This is a genomic window from Seonamhaeicola aphaedonensis (genome assembly GCF_003386195.1).
Taxonomy (GTDB): domain Bacteria; phylum Bacteroidota; class Bacteroidia; order Flavobacteriales; family Flavobacteriaceae; genus Seonamhaeicola; species Seonamhaeicola aphaedonensis.
This window is the reverse complement of sequence record NZ_QRDX01000007.1, coordinates 145,266-164,341: the sequence shown is the minus strand read 5'-3', so window position 1 is coordinate 164,341 and position 19,076 is coordinate 145,266. Positions and strand designations below refer to the sequence as shown.

Below are 19,076 nucleotides of genomic sequence, written 5' to 3'. Positions count from 1 at the left end.
ATAGGATTATGAGCAATCAAAAGTTAAAAAATCGTTGGTTAATAGCAGCTTCGGCTGTGGGAATACATATTTCAATAGGGTCGGTTTATGCCTATTCAGTAATGACTAACCCAGTAAAGGAAATTTTTGATGTAGACGGAAGTGTTATTAAATGGGCATTTAAAATAGCCATTTTATTGTTAGGATTATCAGCTGCCTTTTTAGGGCGTTGGGTAGAAAAAGTAGGTCCAAGAGTAAGTGGTACTACAGCGGGTATATTTTATGGACTAGGTATCTTAGGGTCTGGACTGGCTGTTCAATTAGGATCTCTATGGATGTTTTATCTATGTTATGGTGTTATTGGAGGTATTGGTTTAGGTTTAGGATACATTACACCAGTAAGTACATTAGTAAAATGGTTTCCAGATAGACGCGGTTTAGCAACAGGAATGGCCATTATGGGCTTTGGTTTTGCAGCCTTAATTTTTGGTCCGGTAATGCAATCATTATTTGATGCCGTAGGTGTGTCAAATGCCTTTTATATTTTAGGTGCTATTTACATGGTATTAATTTTAGCATCAGCTAGATACATTGAAAGGCCTCCAGAAGGGTATATGCCAGAAGGTTATAAGCCTGGAGAAGGAAAAACCATTAAAGCAGATTTGGCTAATATAACTGCTAATGAAGCTTTAAGAACGCCTCGTTTTTACTATATCTGGATCATGATGTTTATTAATATTGCTTGCGGTATTGCAGTTATCTCTGCAGCTAGCCCCATGATGCAAGAAAAACTCAATTATACACCTATGGAAGCTGCAGCTATTGTTGGTTTAATAGGGGTGTTTAATGGTGTGGGTAGAATTATGTGGTCTACATTGTCAGATTATTTAGGAAGAGCAAATACCTACATCGTATTTTTTGCTTTTCAAGTTTTAGCATTTTGGTTATTACCTCAAATTTCAGTGGAATTAGCATTCTTGGTTATTTTGTTTACTGTTATAACTATGTATGGTGGTGGTTTTTCTACTTTACCAGCATTCCTAGGAGATTTGTTTGGAACAAAGCAATTGGGAGCCATTCACGGCATGGTATTAACAGCTTGGGCTTTGGCAGGAGTTGTGGGACCAACTATTTATGATGTTGTTAAGAATGCAACAGGATCTTTAGATGCCACATTGGCCGTATTTGCAGGACTCTTTGTAGTAGCATTAGCAGTATCATTACTTATGAAACGCACGGTAACAATGGCTTACCGAAAAATAAATAAAGGCTTAAAATTTGCTTAAATGTAAATTTTGAAAACTTCCATTTTTTCTTTTTAATTGAAAACCCCGAGGCAGATTGTAGTTGCTTTGGGGTTTTTGCTTTCATGTAAGTTGAAAAAACTACTGGTTTTAAAGACTTTATATGATTTATGTCATAAAAAGCCTAAGTGTTAAGATGTACATTTATATGAAATTTTAGGGTGAAATGTAATAAAAACTAAATATTATGGAATTACTAGAGAATGTAAAACCACGGGTCTACAATTTCGGTGATAAAAAGGCCGATGGAAACAGGGAAATGAAAAATTTACTTGGAGGAAAAGGGGCTAATTTGGCAGAAATGAGCTCTATTGGAATTCCAGTTCCTCCTGGATTTACAATTACTACAGAAGTTTGTACAGAATACAATCAATTAGGTGAAGAAGTTGCCATGGGATTTATAAGAGATGAGATAGAGGCAGCAATAGCTAATATAGAGAGCATTATGGGAACCAAGTTTGGAGACAAAGAAAACCCATTGCTTATTTCGGTGCGTTCTGGCGCTAGAGTTTCTATGCCCGGAATGATGGATACCGTTCTAAATTTAGGACTTAATGATGATGCGGTTTTGGGAATAGCCAAACAAACAAATAATGAACGTTTTGCTTGGGATTCCTATAGACGTTTTATACAAATGTATGGAGGTGTTGTTTTAGGAATGAAACCAGAATCTAAAGAGGATATTGATCCATTTGAAGAAATAATGGAAGCATTAAAGCATAAGAGAAATATTGAATTAGACACAGAATTTACCATTCAAGATTTAAAAGATTTAGTATATGACTTTAAAGAAGCCGTAAAGAAACGAACAGGCAAGAATTTTCCATCAAACCCATGGGATCAGCTAACTGGGGCTATCATTGCTGTTTTTAATAGTTGGAATGGAGATAGAGCTGTTTATTACAGAAAAATGCATGGTTACCCTTCAGATTGGGGAACTGCTGTCAATGTACAAGCCATGGTATATGGCAATATGGGATCAGATTCTGGTACAGGTGTATGCTTTACAAGAGATGCAGCAACTGGAGAAAATACCTTTAATGGAGAGTACTTAATTGATGCCCAAGGTGAAGATGTGGTTGCTGGTGTTAGAACGCCTCAGCAAATTACAAAAACAGGGTCTCAGCGTTGGGCAGAATTAGCTCAAGTTGAAGAAGATGATAGAATTAAATACTATCCCTCTTTAGAGGAGTTAATGCCAGAAATATTTAAAGAACTAAACCAATATCAAGAGATTCTAGAAAAGCATTATCGAGATATGCAAGATATGGAGTTTACCATACAACAAGGTAAGCTCTGGATTTTGCAAACACGTAATGGAAAACGTACTGGTGCTGCCATGGTGAAAATTGCCATGGACTTATTGAAAGAACGTATGATTAATGAAAAAGAAGCATTGTTGTTAATTGAGCCCAATAAATTGGATGAATTACTACACCCAGTTTTTGATCCAAAGGCTCTAAAAAAGGCACATGCAATAGCACAAGGGCTTCCAGCATCTCCGGGAGCTGCCACCGGTAAAATAGTATTTTTTGCTGATGAAGCTGATAAATACAAGAGCAGTATTTTGGTTAGAATTGAAACGTCTCCTGAAGATTTAGAAGGAATGAACATTGCCAGAGGTATTTTAACTGCCCGTGGGGGTATGACATCGCATGCTGCCGTTGTGGCTCGTGGTATGGGTAAATGTTGCGTTTCTGGAGCGGGTGCATTACGGATTGACTATAAGACACGTACCTTAACGGTTGACGGGCATAAATATCAGGAAGGAGACTGGATTTCTTTGAACGGTTCTACAGGAAATATTTTTGAGGGTAAAGTCGCTACAATGGAGCCCGAATTAAGTGGTGAATTTGCTGAAATTATGGATTTAGCACAGAAATTTACTAAGATGCAAGTAAGGACTAATGCCGATACTCCAAAAGATGCTAAAGTGGCACGCAACTTTGGTGCCCAAGGTATTGGGTTAACGCGTACTGAACATATGTTCTTTGAAGTAGATAGAATAAAGGCGATGCGTGAAATGATTCTTGCAGATACTGTAAAGGGTAGGAAAGAAGCTTTAAAAGAATTATTGCCTATGCAGCGCTCAGACTTTGAAGGTATTTTTGAAGCTATGGAAGGCCTTCCGGTTACAATTAGATTATTAGATCCTCCTTTACATGAGTTTGTACCACATCAATTAGAAACTCAAAGAGCTTTAGCAGAGGATATGCATATTACTTTGCAGGAGGTTAAAAATAAAGTGGCTGAACTTGAGGAGTTTAACCCTATGTTAGGTCACAGAGGTTGTAGATTAGGAATTACATATCCTGAGATTACTGAAATGCAAGCAAGAGCTATTATTGAAGCAGCATTAAATCTTAAGGAAAAAGGTATTGAAGCTAAACCTGAAATAATGATTCCTTTAATTGGTACTATGGCAGAATTTGAAAGTCAAGAGGCTGTTATTAGAGCAACTGCTAACCAAGTGTTTGAAGAAAGAAATGATTCCATAGAATATTTAGTGGGAACAATGATGGAGATTCCTAGAGCTACATTAATGGCTGATTTGATTGCTGAAAAAGCTGATTTCTTCTCGTTTGGAACCAATGATTTAACTCAAATGACATTTGGTTATTCTCGTGATGACGCTAGTAAATTCTTGCCTATTTACCTTGAAAAAGGTATTTTAAAAGATGATCCTTTTGAAGTTCTTGATCAAGAAGGTGTAGGGCAGTTGGTTAAAATTGGAACCGAAAGAGGTAGGAGTGTCAAAACAAACTTAAAAGTTGGTATATGTGGTGAACATGGTGGTGAACCAAGTTCTGTAGAGTTTTGTTATAATACAGGGATGAACTACGTAAGTTGTTCTCCATTTAGAGTTCCTATCGCAAGAGTTGCTGCAGCACAAGCTGCTATTAAAGCAACTCGATAGTGTTTTCCGTTTTTCTTTTTTTGATTGAAACCCCGAAGTAACTTATGTTAGTTCGGGGTTTCTTATTTTTAAAATTATTCGTCATTTAGAGGAAAGAATGACCGAAGTAATGCTTTTCGAATAAAAAGACTGCCACATTATGCCTACTGGCAGTAAGGTTCATATTGTACTTGTTACAATTCAATTTTTGTCATGCTGAATTTATTTCATTCAGCATCTAATTATCAAAAAGGTGTCAATAAATCACTTTTACTATGTTAAGTATGACTAGTAAGAAAATAAGATTAGTGTTTCTCAACCCACTTTCTAGCATTAACAAAGGCTTCCAACCAAGGAGAAACTTCATCTTTGCGTTCATCTGGGTAATTTGCCCAGTTCCATTGGAACGTAGAACGTTCAATATGTGGCATAGTTACTAAATGACGTCCTGTTTTATCACACATCATAGCGGTGTTAAAGTCAGATCCATTCGGGTTATGAGGATACCCTTCATAACCATATTTAGCAACAATATGATATTGGTCTTCAGAATATGGTAAACTGAACTTACCTTCACCATGAGAAATCCAAACACCTAAAGTACTTCCAGCCAATGATGATAACATCACTGAATTATTCTCCTGGATTTTAACCGAAGTAAATGAACTTTCGTGTTTATGAGAATCATTATGGTGCATTTTACCATGAATCTCATGCTCAGGATTAATGAGATCTAATTCCATCCAAAGCTGACAACCATTACAGATTCCAACAGAAAGTGTGTCCTCCCTGTCAAAGAAATTTCTAATGACTTGTCTCGCTTTTTCATTGTATTTAATGGCACCTGCCCAACCTTTAGCAGAACCTAAAACGTCTGAATTTGAGAATCCACCAACAGCACCCAGGAACTGAATGTCTTCTAAGGTTTCACGACCAGAAATTAAGTCGGTCATATGAACATCTTTAACATCGAATCCAGCTAAATACATAGCGTTTGCCATTTCGCGCTCAGAGTTACTTCCTTTTTCACGAAGAATCGCCGCTTTCGGTCTTGGCTTGCTTGAGTCTATTATAGGTAATTTCCCAGTAAAGTTTTCAAGGAATGTGTATTGTAAAGGTTGGTTTTTGTAATTGTTGTAACGCGCTTCAGCTAGACTGTTAGCCGTTTGCTTTTGGTCTAATAAGAAAGACGTCTTATACCAAACATCTCTTAATCTAGAAATAGTCATGGTAAACACATCAGTATTATTAATCACACTTAGTGTGTCGCTTTCAGTAACCGAACCAATTTTGTTGAATGCAATATTAGCATCAGAAAGCACTTTTTCAATAGAACCGTCTTTCGCCTGAATAACGATACCTGCATTTTCAGCGAACAATAACTTGAATGAATCCTTTTCATTTAAGTCTGATAGGTCTAATTCTGCACCAATATTAGTATCAGCAAAACATAACTCTAAAAGTGTGGTGATTAATCCACCAGAAGCAACGTCATGTCCTGCAACAATTTGTTCGTCTCTAATTAAATTCTGAATGGTATTGAATACGGTTTTTAGATAACCTGCATGTTTAACTGTTGGCGCTTCCTTTCCAATTTTATTAACGATTTGAGCAAAGGAACTACCTCCTAATTTAAAATCGTCTTGAGAAATATTGATATAATAAATATCACCACCGTTTTTCTTTAAAACAGGCTCAACCACTTTATTAATATCGTCACAGTTGGCCCCGGCAGAAATGATTACGGTACCTGGAGAAATCACATCACCATTTGGGTATTTCTGTTTCATAGAAAGCGAATCCTTTCCTGTTGGAATGTTGATGCCTAAATCAATAGAGAATTCTGAAACCGCTTGAACGGCTTCATATAATCTGGCATCTTCACCTTCGTTTTTACAAGGCCACATCCAGTTGGCAGATAACGACACATTTTTTAAGCCGTCTTTTAATGGTGCCCAAATGATGTTGGTTAACGCTTCTGTAATGGAATTTCTACTACCGGCAACAGGGTCAATTAAAGCTGATACTGGAGAGTGCCCAATGGAGGTAGCAATACCTTCCTTCCCTTTAAAATCCAGTGCCATAACACCTACGTTATTCAATGGGATTTGTAATGGTCCCACACATTGTTGTTTGGCTACTTTACCACCCACACAACGGTCTACTTTGTTTGTTAACCAGTCTTTACAAGCCACAGCTTCTAATTGTAAAACTTGGTCTAGATAGGTATAAAAATCATTGGAGTTATAGGCAACATCTGCATAATTACGTTCAACTGTATTGTCGGTCATGATGGTTTTTGGTGAGCTTCCAAACATATCTTCCATGGCTAAATCCATAGGGGTATTCCCTTTGGTTTTTGATTGGAAGGTAAATCTATCATCACCAGTAACATGTCCAACGGTGTACATTGGTGAACGCTCTCTATCGGCTATTTTATTTAGGATATCAATATGTTCTTCAGAAATAACCAATCCCATACGTTCTTGAGATTCGTTACCAATAATTTCTTTATCAGATAGGGTAGGGTCACCAACAGGTAGGGCGTCTAAATCAATTTTACCACCCGTATCTTCAACCAATTCAGACAAACAGTTTAAGTGTCCGCCAGCACCATGGTCATGAATAGAAACAATTAGGTTTTCATCACTTTCTACCATACCACGAACCGCATTGGCAGCACGTTTTTGCATTTCAGGATTAGAACGTTGTACAGCATTTAACTCAATACCAGAGGCAAATTCGCCAGTATCTGCACTTGAAACCGCTGCGCCCCCCATACCTATGCGGTAGTTTTCACCACCAAGTATGACAATTTTATCTCCTGTTTTTGGGGTATCCTTTAAAGCTTGGTCTTTTTTACCATAACCAATACCACCCGCTAACATAATTACTTTGTCGAAACCTAATTTTTGTGCATCTTCTTCATGCTCAAAAGTCAATACCGAACCACAAATCAATGGCTGACCAAACTTGTTTCCAAAGTCTGAAGCACCATTAGAGGCTTTGATTAAAATATCCATTGGAGTTTGGTATAACCAATCACGTTCTTCAAAAGCATTTTCCCAAGGACGATTTTCTTCCAAACGCGAATATGAGGTCATGTAAACCGCAGTTCCCGCTAGTGGTATAGAACCTTTTCCACCTGCTAATCTGTCTCTAATTTCTCCACCAGAACCCGTTGCAGCGCCATTAAAAGGCTCTACGGTGGTTGGGAAGTTATGCGTTTCCGCTTTTAATGAAATTACCGATTCAAAATCTTGGGTGGTATAGTAATCAGGAATATCAGCACGTTTAGGCGCAAATTGCTCAATTACAGGTCCTTGAATAAAAGCTACGTTGTCTTTATAGGCCGAAACGATGTCGTTAGGATTTGTCTCAGATGTTTTCTTGATTAATTTGAATAGTGATGTTGGTTTTTCTTCACCATCAATCACAAACGTACCATTGAATATTTTATGACGACAATGTTCACTGTTTACTTGTGAAAATCCAAATACTTCAGAATCGGTTAATGGCCGACCAATTTTTTTTGCAACACCTTCTAAATAAGCCACTTCCTCGTCACTTAAAGATAATCCTTCTTGAATGTTGTAAGCCGCAATGTCCTTAATATCTAAAATAGGCTCTGGCTTGATGTTTATGGTAAATGATTCTTGATTCAGTCCGTTGAATTTTTCAGAAATCATAGGGTCGTAATCTTTGAAATCTTCAGAAACCGCTTGGAATTCTTCAATTCTAATAATTCCAGAAATCCCCATGTTTTGGGTAATTTCCACTGCATTGGTACTCCAAGGGGTAATCATAGCAGCTCTGGGACCAACAAAAAAAGCATCTAATGATGCTTGCTCTATTTTAGGTTGGTTGCCAAATAACCAGGTTAATTTTGAGATTGTTTCAGCAGATAATTCTTCTGATGATTGTACAGCAAATACTTTGCTATTGGTGTTTCCAAAGAAATGAATCATTATTATGATTTTTATATGAAAAATGAAAATGCAAAAATACACTTTTTTAACGATTCAATATCTATTTTTTATTTAAAGGACAGGGTGATGTTAACAGGGTTTTTAACAAAGGTAGGTTTTGATTTAAGGGGAATTATTTGGGACTTTCTTTTGCCTTTTCATTGTTTAGAAAAGATGAAATGCCCAAAAATCACAAGGCTTATTGTTGTAATTAGTTGTTTATTTTTTCCTGAACCTCCTTAAATGTTAGTCCTTTTTTGTTTACCCATTCTGTAAAACCATTTGAGTTCCGTCCAAGTACCATATTTGATGCTGCGCTTGGGCTATTAAAAACTGTATCCAAAAATAAGTTTATCACCATTTTCTACCATAATTCTTGTTTCAACTAACTTTCTTCTCATGTTTCTATATGTTTCTGTGCATGAGTTTGAAAGGTTCTTTTTTGCCTCACTTCCTTTAGCTACTATATAGCCTTGGTCAGTCTCAGTCATGATAGCCTTAAAAGTTCTAGTTTTTATAAAGTACGATTCATGAACCTTACTTTCTTCTTTTGTTTCTACTTGATTTTGGTCAACAGTTGAGGAGATAAGGAATTTAAAACCCATTACAGGCAGTATTAACTTTATTTGTTCAAGGAAGTATTCCATATCAGATATGTCTGCTTCATGAAGAGTAGGCAAACTCGGTGAGTTGCCATTATCAATTTGAGCTGTTTTTGCGGCAAGAGCAAGCTGTACTAATCTTGATTCTAAGTATCTAATTTGGGTTTTTGTTAGTAACTCATCTTTACTCACGAAAAAAATTAGCTCTTTAAAATCTTTGTTGGGGTCACTCAAATGTTGTTTTAAACGAGACCTAATATTTTCTGCTTCTCCTATATAGATTTTTTCATCAAAAGCGTCGTCTGTGGGGTCGCCTTTTAGGCAATAGATACCGGGGTTATCAAATTCTGCTCGATTCATAATTTTATTAACAGATGCTCTAGGTGAATAGATAGCTTTACCAACCCAATTTCCAATCTCACTTAATCTAGGGCCATATGCTGTTCCGTCTATCATGTATACCGTTAGTTTTTTTCCCATTTGATGTCTTTGATTTTAGTTTAAATGAATAATTTTTTTATTAAATACAATACTTGCCCTTAGTTAGCAGTAACAACAATATTAGTTGAAAATTTCTACAAAATCAAGCCTTTTGTCATTTCGCACTTGATGAGAAATCCATTTGGTTAAATGTTGTGGATTCCTGCCTCCGCAGGAATGACAGGAATGTTAAAAGTGTTTCTTTAAAACAGAAATCACAGAACCATAATAACTCCTCCCAAACAAATTCAAATGTACCAACAAATAATACAATTGATAAATATCTATTCTTTGATTTGTGGGGGTATCTGGTGGTAAAATATTGTAGTAAGCCTTGTAAAAATCATTGGAGAACCCACCAAAAAGTTTGGTCATGGCTATATCAACTTCGTTATGTCCGTAATAAATGGCTAGATCTATAAGATAAGGTGTGCCATCTAAACCAATAAGGTAGTTACCACTCCATAAGTCGCCATGTAAAAGTGACGGTTGGATATTTTCAAATAGAGGTTTTAAAGCCCCTTTCATTGTGTTTATTGATGGGGTTTCTTTTGAATTTAATAGTCCTTTACTATTTGCTAGTATTAGTTGAGGTAATAAACGTTCTTCAATAAAAAAATCATCCCAATTCAAATGTTTATTATTGGATTGGTTTAGGCTTCCAATGTAGTTGTTTTTATCTAAACCAAAACATTTAGAAGTGTTTTGGTGAAGAGCCCCCAATTGTTCTCCTAATGTTATAAAGTCTTTTGGTAAGGCTGATTTAGAATCTATAAAATCCATCAATAAAAAAGCCGAATTTTCAAAGACATCAAAAGCTAAAACTCTGGGAGTTTTTACAGTATTGGTTTTAGCAATCAGTTCTAAACCGTAAGCTTCAGTTTTAAACATATTAAACTTGTCTGCTCCGTTCAGCTTTAAAAAATAATTTGAATAGGATGTGGCAATTCTGTATGCTTTAGAAATATCCCCTCCAGAGACAGGTTTTACGGTTTCCACTTTTTCAGAAAGTATATCTTCAAGATGTTTTGTAAACGCATGATTGAGCATGCATAAAAATAAGAAAGAATTACCTCTTAATTAACTTCTTAGTAATAGTTTCAAATTCATTTGATAATCGCACCAAATAAATGCCATTACTTAAATCTTCAACATTTACTCGGTTGAACTTTGGAGAAATAGATTGCTTTAAGATAGACTTTCCTAATACATTAAAGATCTCAACTTCTAAAGCTTTTTTAGTACCAATATTCAAGTGGTTTCCATTTAGCGGATTGGGGTATATAGTAAGTTCTAATTTTGAGAAAGATTCTATACTTAATGGAGTGCCCCAGATTTCGTTTACATAATTATTATTGTCTATAAAGGGGTTTCTATTACCTTGAAATACATAAATATCATTATTTTTATTTTGTTCGTAAGTACTAACAGGGTCTAAAGTATTCCAAGTTAGTAAAATATTTAGGAATGTGGAACTAAGACCGGGATAGGATAATCCATCAAACATAGGACTCACATCACTAGCCGAAAAGTTACTGTAAAATGTTGACAATTGGTCTTCATAACAAGTAATAAAATAAAAATATGCTCTAGCCACATCACCCTTAAACTCATCAATAGGTTCAAACACGGTTCCTGTATAACCAACAGAATACCCTGAATTTAAATTGTTTCCTTTTTGAGTACCATTAGAAGAGGTAAATGTTGCACTGTTAACTACACCATAAGGAAAACTACCATGTTGTCCGTTTGTATATCCGTCAGATGGAAATACAAAATGAGCATCAGAGTACATAGGGTATGAATCTTTTCCGCCAAAATAAGAGCTTGGAATTACATGTTCTCTATTATAGCAATCACCTTCGTTACTATAATTACCACATTGGTTAGTTATAGGTGTGAAACTATAGATGTCTGAGCCAGAGGGAATTTCTGTGTATAGATCTATGATTGTTTGATCATTATCATAATAATTGTCCTTAAAGGCAGACTGATTGTAGAGTGTCCATAAATCACCATAGTTAGCTGTAGACATACTATTTGTGTTATTATTTATAATATTAAATAATTGTGTTTTTAAAGTAGTCCCAGTACCAGTGGCAGAATCATAATAACCACTAGGGATTTGAGAAAATCCCATAGAAAAATTTAAGAAAAATAAAAAGTAAAAATACTTCATAAATTATTTTTTCTCTAAAAGTGCCATATAAAAACCATCATATCCAGATTCATGAGCAAGTACCTTTCTGTCTTTCACAAAGTTAAATTCTTTTCCTGATTCTGATGTTAAAAAAGTCTTAACTTGATTTTCGTTTTCCGAAGGTAACACAGAACAAGTGGCATACACCAATTTACCACCAGATTTCACCATTTTAGAGTATTGTTGAAAAATGTCTTTTTGAACACCTCTTATTTGGTCTAAAAATTCTGGTTCTAATTTCCATTTGGCATCAGGGTTTCTTCTTAAAACGCCTAAACCAGAACAAGGGGCATCAATTAAAACACGATCTGCTTTATTATAAAGCTTTTTGATAGGCTTAGTAGAATCGATGACTTTTAAATCTATGTTGTGAACCCCGTTACGTCGCGCTCTAACTTTAAGCTTTTTAAGTTTACTTTCGTAAATATCCATGGCCACAATTTGTCCCTTGTTTTCCATTAAAGAAGCAATGTGCAATGTTTTTCCTCCAGCACCGGCGCAAGTGTCTACTACCTTCATACCAGGTTTAACATCAAGGATGTCTGCCACTAATTGAGATGAGGCATCTTGTACTTCAAACATCCCATTTTTAAAAGCATCGGTTACAAAAACATTGGAGCGTTCTTTTAGTTTCAGTGCTGAGGGATAACCTTTAATAAATTCGGTTTCAATGTTTTGATCGAATAGAATGTTTTGTAAGTTTTCTTTGGTGGTCTTCAATGTATTCACCCTCAAGATAACATCGGCTTGTTGGTTTTGAGCAGCAATTTCCAGTGTCCATTTTTTTTCACCTAATTCCTCAATACCAATAGCGTCAATCCAGTCAGGGATAGATTCTCTAAACTTTCTGATTTTAGAAAGTTCATCAAATCGTCCTTTTATTTTTCTGGTAGGTGTGTTTTCAAAATACTTCCAATCTGGTAATCTAATTCCTTTTAAAGTAGCCCAAACAGCAAACATACGCCATAGATTATCTCTGTTAAAAGGTTCTTTTACTTCTGCAATTTCGGCGTATAAACGTTTCCATCGTACAATATCATAAGTGGTTTCGGCTACAAAAGCTCTGTCTCTACTTCCCCAGCGTTTGTCTCTTTTTAAAAGCTGTTGAATAACCTTGTCAGCATATTGTCCTTCGTTAAAAATATCGGTCAATCCATCAATAACCGCAAAGCATAAATTTCTGTGTAAGCGCATTTTATTAAAATAAGACAGCAAAGGTAATGCTTTATGTTATAAAAATGATTGGTATAACTAGTTTAAACCTTTTTTGAGTTGTTCAGTCTTAAATAAAAACTTAAGATATGGAATTACCAAAAAACTTATTACTATTACCAGTCTTATTATTATTGATTTTCAATGCTTGTTCAAGTGGAGAGGATACCACTCAAACACAGAATAATGATACACACTGTAATACTATTATATATTTTATTCCTTTATTCTTGTAAAAAGGAGATTAAAAACCAAAGCAAGTATCTAGATTACCCTATTTTAATTCTGCAGATTTTACTCCAAATTGGGATAAAGCTATTCATAAAATTCCTGATTTCAAGTTTGTTAATCAAAATAACGAACTAGTAACCAATAAAATTTTTGAAGGGAAAATCTATATAGCTGATTTCTTTTTTACTAGTTGCCCAGGTATTTGTTCAAAGCTTACTAAAAACATGAGTAAAATTCAAGAAACATACAAAAAGGACAGTGATATTATCCTGTTGTCTCTTACAGTAATGCCATGGCGTGATTCGGTGCCATTATTATGGGAGTATGCTCAAAATAATAATGTAGATGTTAAAAATGGCATTTAGTAACAGGAGATAAAGAGGCTTTATATGATATAGCCAGAACTGGTTACTTTACTGATGAAGACTTTGTGAAAACTCAAGATAAGAGCAGTTTTATTCATACAGAAAATTTTATTTTGGTTGATAAAGAGGGACATATTCGCGGTGTTTATAATGGAACACTTCCAGTTGATGTAGAACGTTTACACAGACATATAGATATTTTGAGGAAAGAATCTTAATCTTTTGTTGGTTAGATTATTATTTTTTTAGGAAGCTTTGTAATTGATATGGAGCAGGAGAATAAAAAAAGAGAAGCTATTAGCTTCTCTTTATCTTTTAGAGTCATTTCTTCATTAGCCACCTCTTCGGTTTTTAAACTGGTTGAACATTTTTCTTTTAAAATCTTCTTCAGCAACCTTTAGTTTAATGACCTTTTTAGGAGATAAAATAGTTTTAATCTTAGTAGCAAACTCTAATCTATTTTTGTGTAAACGAGATTCTATACTGATTAGTTTATTCAATAATTCTTCTGCTTTTGCATCAGTCATTGAGCTAAGGTTATCTTTTATTTCTTTCCTTATAATTCTCATTTCTTGATGTCTTATGGTATGATTTTTTTTGTCGAACGCATTATAAATAGGCCAAAACTTCTGGGCTTCTTCTTTGGTTAAATCCAATTGTTCAGTAATAAAGGATACTTTGAGTGTTTCAATTTTTTCTCTATCCGATTGTTGAGCGGATAGGTTTAATGACAATACGAATATTAATAAAGGGAGTAAATATGTCTTCATACTCTAAATTTAATTTTTCTGTTAATATAAATCTTCTACATCCAAATTATCAAAGATATAATCTTCAACCGCATCTTCATCGATGTTAAACTCTACAAAATTTTCTTCTTTTAAATCTTCTTCATCCAAAAAAGAAGCAATTTCATAAGAATCAATATTTTCATATAAGAGGTAATTTTCAACGGTTTCATTATCTAAGTCATCAAACGTAATCTTACTATCAAATAGTGTCAAACTAATTAGTAATAAAACTGCTGCTGCAATGCTGGATGCATACACAATAGTTTTCTTGTTAAATAATTTAATAACTTTAGGTTCATTTTCTCTAGAAATTTTATCTAAAATGGTGTCTTCTAGATCATCAAAATAATGCTCTGGAGTTTTAAAGCCAGTAGTGTTAGAGCGTTCTTCTAATTTGAACCTATTTGTAATTTGGTCTTCAATATTATTGAAATACCCATTGGGCACTTTAAAACCGCTATTTTTTATATTATGTAATTTATTCTTTTTCATCTTATCTGTAAGACTAATAAATGTTTTAAAGGTTTAATCTTGAGTTAAATAGGTTTCAATTTTTTTTACTGCGATGTGATAAGATGCCTTTAAGGCACCTTCACTAGTTTTTAAAATATCTGCCATTTCTTTGTACTTTAAATCTTGAAAATATTTCATATTAAAAACCATTTGTTGTTTATCTGGCAATGTTGCAATAGCTTGTTGCAGCTTTAATTGAATTTCATTTCCTTCAAAATAAACATCGGAAGCAAGATTATTTACAGCCAACTTTTGAGCCTGTTCAGTACTTATTTGGAGTCGTTTGGCGTTTTTGTTAATGAATGTAATCGATTCATTTGTTGCTATTCTGTACATCCACGAATACAATTTACTATCGCCTTTAAAATTATTGATATTTTTAAAAATCTTAATGAAAGTGTTCTGTAACACATCGTCTGCATCGTCATGAGACTTCACAATATTACGTATATGCCAATAAAGGCGTTCTTTGTAAAGCGTTATTAGAGCTCTAAAAGCTTGTTCTTTATGAATTTCAGATTTAAGTTGTTGTAAAAGTTCTTCTTCGTTTAACACAAACAAAATTTAGTCTTTAGACTAACTAAATATAGTAAAAGTTTAATTGAAAAAAATTAGAATCCTCTGGGAATGTTAATTAGTTGATATTATGATTTTTACAATTATAAAATCGATGAAATACATTTTATATCGATAAAAAACATTTTTTTCTTGCCAGTAATTTTTATTTGTTTTATGTTTGTATCAGAAACCTACTTATGTGTTAGTTGTCCCCAAATCTAACAATGAACAAAAAAAAGGATAGTTGCCCAAATCACTATCCTTTTTTGCTTTTCTATATAGTTTGATATTACATACAATCTAAACTTCTAAGCTTTGCATATCAACCAGTTTTTTGTAAGTACCTTTTTTATTTATTAGCTCATTGTGCTTTCCTTGTTCAACTATTTCACCTTTGTTTAGTACAACAATTTCATCAGCGTTTTGGATGGTAGATAGACGATGTGCAATCACAATAGAGGTTCTGTTTTTCATCATATTCTCTAAAGCCACTTGAACCAAACGTTCGCTTTCGGTGTCTAAAGCCGAAGTAGCTTCGTCTAGTACCATTATTGGTGGACTTTTAAGAACAGCTCTAGCAATACTTAAACGTTGTTTTTGTCCACCAGAAAGTTTGTTTCCAGAATCACCAATGTTAGTTTCAATGCCTTCGGGTAAATCTTTAACAAACTCCCAAGCATTCGCTATTTTTAAGGCATCTATTATATCTTGGTCTGTAGCCATTTCATTGCCTAATAGGAGGTTTTCTTTAATACTTTCATTAAAAAGTATTGCGTCTTGAGTCACCAACCCTAATTGTGCTCTTAAAGATGTAGAGGTTAAATCTCTAATATCAACACCATCAATAAGAATTTGTCCTTTATTAACATCGTAAAATCTTGTGATAAGGTTGGCAATGGTTGATTTTCCACTACCAGATTGCCCAACTAATGCTACTGTTTTTCCTTTAGGAATGGTTAATGAAAAGTCTTTTAAAACAAACTCGTCTTTGTATTTAAACCAAATATTTTTAAACTCTATTTTAGAGTTGAAACCTTCTTTTTCTAGAGCACTAAATGTATCTTTTAACGGATTTTCAGAATCTAGAATTTCCTGAATTCTCTCTGCTGCAGCTCCTCCTTTTTTAACATTCACCATACCTCTAGATATGGCTTTTGCAGGGGTAAGAATATTATATGCTAAACCAATATAAACAATGAATTTACTACCATCTAAAAACAAATTTGAACCTTCACCAATAATTAAATTACCACCATACCATAAAATAATTGAAATCATACAGATGCCTAAAAACTCACTAATTGGAGATGCTAGGTTTTGTCTGTTTAATAGTTTATTTGAAAAGTTGTAGTATCTCTCTGTAGATTCATTAAAATGCCTGTTGAATTTTTCTTCAGCATTAAAACCTTTAATAATTCTTAGACCAGAGAGGGTTTCTTCTAAAGTTGATAAAAATAGCCCTTGCTCTTTTTGTACTCTATCTGACTTTCGTTTTAGGCTTTTACCAATTTTAGAAATAATGAATCCCATAATGGGTATAAACACAAAAACAAATAAAGTTAATTTGGTGCTTATTATAAGCATTGCTGTTAGCGTAAAAATTATGGTGAGCGGTTCTCTAACAATTAGTTCCAGTACTGGGAGCATAGAGTATTGTAAATCATTTACATCTCCAGTAACTCTAGCAATGATATCTCCTTTTCGTTTTTCTGAAAAATAAGATAGCGGCAGGTACAAAACCTTTTTATAAACCTCATTCCTAATATCTCTAATAACACCATTTCTTAAAAATACCATGAAGTAATTAGCTAAATAGCCAAAAATATTCTTAAGTAAAAAGGTGATTACAATTAGAATGATTACAAAAATAAGTGCTTTAGATTTATCGCCACCGGTAAACTCATTCATGTAGAAAGCCAGAGAGTTTTCAGCAAAATGGCCTATTTCTGTAATACCCTCATATACAGGTTTTGAATCAGGAATTACTTTTTCTTTTTCAAAAATTACATCCAACATTGGCATAAGAGCCACAAAAGAAAGGGTGCCAAATAAAGCAAAAAACACATTAGAAATAATGTGTCCTAAGGCAAAACTCGTGTATGGTTTTGCATACCATAGTATTTTATAAAATTGATTCATTAAATAAGATTCATATCCTTAAGGATAGCATCAATTTTATTTTTCAATTCTTGTTCCGTAGCTTCAAAAGCTGCTACATTGTCTAGTTTGGTATTAGAACTCACATAGAATTTTATTTTTGGCTCTGTGCCGCTTGGTCTTAGTGCTACTTGAGTACCATCTTCTGTGTAATAAATGAGTACATTAGATTTTGGTATGTCAATAACACTTTCTTCACCAGTAACCATATTTTTTGAAACTGATAATTGGTAATCTTCAACTTTTACAACTTTAGCGCCATTGACTTCGGTTAAAGGATTTTCTCTGGCATCAACCATCATTTTTTTGATTTCTTCGGCACCTTCAATACCTTTTTTAGTTAATGATACCAATTTTTCTTTGTAGAAACCATGCTCAACATAAAGTTTAATAAGCTCTTCATAAACAGAACTTCCATTTGCTTTGGCATGAGCTGCAATTTCTATGGCTAAAAGGGTAGAGGTAACCGCATCTTTATCACGAACAAAATCACCAACCATATAACCAAAACTCTCTTCACCACCACCTATAAACTGTAATTGAGGATGATCTTTTATTAATTTGGCAATCCATTTAAAGCCAGTTAAAACAATTTTACTTTCAACCCCATAAGCTTCCGCCATCTTTGTGAGCATTGGAGTAGATACAATGGTTGAAGCAATGAACTCCTTTCCTTTAATCTTACCTTCTTTCTTCCAAAGGTTTAAAAGGAAATCGGTCATCATTACCATAGTCTGATTTCCATTTAAAAGTGTTAACTCTCCCTTTAAATTTCTAACAGCAACCCCAAGTCTGTCACAATCAGGATCTGTTCCAATAACAATATCTGCACCTACTTCATCAGCTAATTCTAAGGCCATTTTTAAGGCCGCAGGTTCTTCTGGATTTGGCGATGCTACCGTTGGAAAATCTCCATTTGGTATTCTTTGTTCTTCAACAATGTGAACATTTTTATAACCAGCTCTTTCAAGAGTTTCAGGAACTGCAGTGATTGAAGTTCCGTGTAGGGACGTGAAAACAATGGTTAAATCATCTTTGGCCTCTTGGCTTAAACCTAGGCTTCCATTTTTTACAGAGGCATCAATAAATGCGTTATCAATAGTCTCGCCTATGTAATTTATAAGATTGTTATTGGCATCAAATTTTATATCGGCATAATTTAAAGCATTTATAGCATCAATTACCTCACTATCTTGTGGAGGTACCAATTGGCCACCATCTTGCCAATAAACCTTATAACCGTTGTACTCAGGTGGGTTATGAGATGCTGTTAAAACAATACCACAATGGCAATTTAAGTGTCTTACCGCAAACGATAATTCTGGAGTAGGGCGTAAGTCTTCAAATAAATAAACCTCAATACCGTTAGCTGAAAATACGTCTGCAACGACTTTTGCCAATGTTTTGCTGTTGTGCCTGCAGTCATAGGCAATTACTGTTTTTATGTTTTCGCCTGGAAATGACTGCTTTAAGTAATCGCTTAATCCTTGGGTGCTTTTTCCTAGAGTATATTTGTTTATTCTGTTAGTACCAATGCCCATTATACCGCGCATTCCACCGGTTCCAAATTCTAAATCTTTGTAAAAACTCTCTTGAATATCTTTAGGATTATTTGCAATACTATCTTTTATGAATTGCTGAGTTTCTTCATCAAAAGCTGGAGTTAACCAGGTGTTTATTCTCTCTAAAATTTTTGGTTCAATATAAATCATGATGCGCGTTAAATTACAATGCAAAAGTAATGAAATGATTAAAAACTGGGTTAAAAAATTTTTGTTTTGAATGCTTTACTTCCTCAACAAAAAACAGTTTTCGTATAT

General features: G+C 34.3%; 15 protein-coding genes. 4 read left to right on the top strand and 11 right to left on the bottom strand.

Going from position 1 to position 19,076, the window contains the following annotated elements; translation table 11 throughout:
- Positions 1-8 precede the first annotated feature (8 nt).
- Both DFQ02_RS12480 and ppdK read left to right on the top strand, forming a co-directional pair.
- The gene (locus DFQ02_RS12480; protein ID WP_116524841.1) at positions 9-1,265 is read left to right on the top strand and encodes an L-lactate MFS transporter; all 1,257 of its coding nucleotides are present in this window, start codon (positions 9-11) and stop codon (positions 1,263-1,265) included.
- Between the two features lie 205 nt (positions 1,266-1,470).
- Positions 1,471-4,200 (top strand): pyruvate, phosphate dikinase, encoded by a 2,730-nt coding sequence (gene ppdK, locus DFQ02_RS12475; protein WP_116524768.1) that lies wholly within the window; start codon positions 1,471-1,473, stop codon positions 4,198-4,200.
- Between the two features lie 284 nt (positions 4,201-4,484).
- Here ppdK and purL read toward each other — a convergent pair whose 3' ends face one another.
- The 6 genes from purL to DFQ02_RS12445 form a co-directional block, all read right to left on the bottom strand.
- Positions 4,485-8,147, bottom strand: coding sequence for a phosphoribosylformylglycinamidine synthase (gene purL, locus DFQ02_RS12470; protein ID WP_116524767.1), 3,663 nt, complete (start codon positions 8,145-8,147; stop codon positions 4,485-4,487).
- Positions 8,148-8,358: 211 nt separating this feature from the next.
- Positions 8,359-8,451, bottom strand: a complete 93-nt coding sequence (locus DFQ02_RS15450) for a hypothetical protein (RefSeq protein ID WP_394343014.1) — start codon at positions 8,449-8,451, stop codon at positions 8,359-8,361.
- 22 nt (positions 8,452-8,473) lie between these two features.
- A complete protein-coding gene (locus tag DFQ02_RS12460) occupies positions 8,474-9,229 on the bottom strand; it encodes a GIY-YIG nuclease family protein (RefSeq protein ID WP_220340283.1) in 756 nt (251 codons plus the stop codon).
- A gap of 189 nt (positions 9,230-9,418) precedes the next feature.
- Positions 9,419-10,279, bottom strand: a complete 861-nt coding sequence (locus DFQ02_RS12455; protein WP_116524765.1) for a fructosamine kinase family protein — start codon at positions 10,277-10,279, stop codon at positions 9,419-9,421.
- Positions 10,280-10,298: 19 nt separating this feature from the next.
- Complete coding sequence (locus DFQ02_RS12450) at positions 10,299-11,408, bottom strand: endonuclease (RefSeq protein ID WP_116524764.1); 1,110 nt, start codon at positions 11,406-11,408, stop codon at positions 10,299-10,301.
- A gap of 3 nt (positions 11,409-11,411) precedes the next feature.
- On the bottom strand, positions 11,412-12,623 hold the full coding sequence (locus DFQ02_RS12445; protein ID WP_116524763.1) for an RsmB/NOP family class I SAM-dependent RNA methyltransferase: 1,212 nt from the start codon (positions 12,621-12,623) through the stop codon (positions 11,412-11,414).
- A 335-nt stretch (positions 12,624-12,958) separates the two neighbouring features.
- Between DFQ02_RS12445 and DFQ02_RS15350 the strand changes: the two genes are divergently transcribed.
- Together DFQ02_RS15350 and DFQ02_RS15345 are read left to right on the top strand one after the other, a co-directional pair.
- Positions 12,959-13,237 (top strand): SCO family protein, encoded by a 279-nt coding sequence (locus DFQ02_RS15350; RefSeq protein WP_317124700.1) that lies wholly within the window; start codon positions 12,959-12,961, stop codon positions 13,235-13,237.
- Positions 13,238-13,302: 65 nt separating this feature from the next.
- Positions 13,303-13,455 carry a hypothetical protein gene (locus DFQ02_RS15345; protein WP_245940264.1) on the top strand — a complete coding sequence of 51 codons (153 nt, stop codon included), beginning with the start codon at positions 13,303-13,305 and terminating at the stop codon, positions 13,453-13,455.
- 114 nt (positions 13,456-13,569) lie between these two features.
- Here DFQ02_RS15345 and DFQ02_RS12435 read toward each other — a convergent pair whose 3' ends face one another.
- From DFQ02_RS12435 to DFQ02_RS12415, 5 genes are all read right to left on the bottom strand, one after another.
- On the bottom strand, positions 13,570-14,007 hold the full coding sequence (locus DFQ02_RS12435) for a Spy/CpxP family protein refolding chaperone (protein ID WP_147297773.1): 438 nt from the start codon (positions 14,005-14,007) through the stop codon (positions 13,570-13,572).
- Positions 14,008-14,028: 21 nt separating this feature from the next.
- Positions 14,029-14,520 carry a hypothetical protein gene (locus tag DFQ02_RS12430; RefSeq protein WP_116524761.1) on the bottom strand — a complete coding sequence of 164 codons (492 nt, stop codon included), beginning with the start codon at positions 14,518-14,520 and terminating at the stop codon, positions 14,029-14,031.
- Between the two features lie 33 nt (positions 14,521-14,553).
- Positions 14,554-15,096 (bottom strand): RNA polymerase sigma factor, encoded by a 543-nt coding sequence (locus tag DFQ02_RS12425; protein WP_116524840.1) that lies wholly within the window; start codon positions 15,094-15,096, stop codon positions 14,554-14,556.
- Between the two features lie 303 nt (positions 15,097-15,399).
- Complete coding sequence (locus tag DFQ02_RS12420; RefSeq protein WP_116524760.1) at positions 15,400-17,238, bottom strand: ABC transporter ATP-binding protein; 1,839 nt, start codon at positions 17,236-17,238, stop codon at positions 15,400-15,402.
- Positions 17,238-18,968, bottom strand: a complete 1,731-nt coding sequence (locus DFQ02_RS12415; RefSeq protein ID WP_181896413.1) for a phospho-sugar mutase — start codon at positions 18,966-18,968, stop codon at positions 17,238-17,240. The genes DFQ02_RS12420 and DFQ02_RS12415 overlap by 1 nt, the downstream gene beginning before the upstream one ends.
- Positions 18,969-19,076 lie beyond the last annotated feature (108 nt).